Origin of the sequence: Pseudomonas sp. B329, from assembly GCF_023127835.1 — a bacterium.
Lineage (GTDB): Bacteria > Pseudomonadota > Gammaproteobacteria > Pseudomonadales > Pseudomonadaceae > Aquipseudomonas > Aquipseudomonas synxantha_A.
The window spans coordinates 97,280-97,719 of record NZ_SPKP01000063.1; the positions used below are offsets into that span (position 1 = coordinate 97,280).

Sequence of the window (440 nt, forward strand, 5' to 3'; positions counted from 1 at the left end):
TTGGAACTGCTCGGCCACGCCGGTCATCTTGTTGCGGCGGCCCATGGACAGGATCTGGGTGAAGCCGCAATAGAAGAAGATGCCTTCCAGCACGCAGTAGTAAGCGACCAGGTTACGCAGCAGCTCCTTGTCGGTCTCGACGGTGCCGGTTTCGAACTTCGGATCGGAGATCGAGCGGGTGTACTTGAGGCCCCAGGCTGCCTTTTTGGCGACCGATGGAATCTCGTGGTACATGTTGAAGATCTCGCCTTCATCCATGGCCAGCGATTCGATGCAGTACTGGTAGGCGTGGGTGTGGATCGCTTCTTCGAAGGCCTGGCGCAGGATGTACTGGCGGCACTCCGGGTTGGTGATCAGGCGGTACACGGCCAGCACCAGGTTGTTGGCAACCAGGGAGTCGGCGGTGGAGAAGAAGCCCAGATTGCGCATGACGATGCGGC

The 440-nt window shown here is 59.5% G+C and carries 1 protein-coding gene; it reads right to left on the reverse strand.

Going from position 1 to position 440, the window contains the following annotated elements; translation table 11 throughout:
* A partial coding sequence (locus E4P00_RS27610; protein ID WP_248133393.1) for a ribonucleotide-diphosphate reductase subunit beta occupies positions 1–440 on the reverse strand: 440 nt, incomplete at both ends.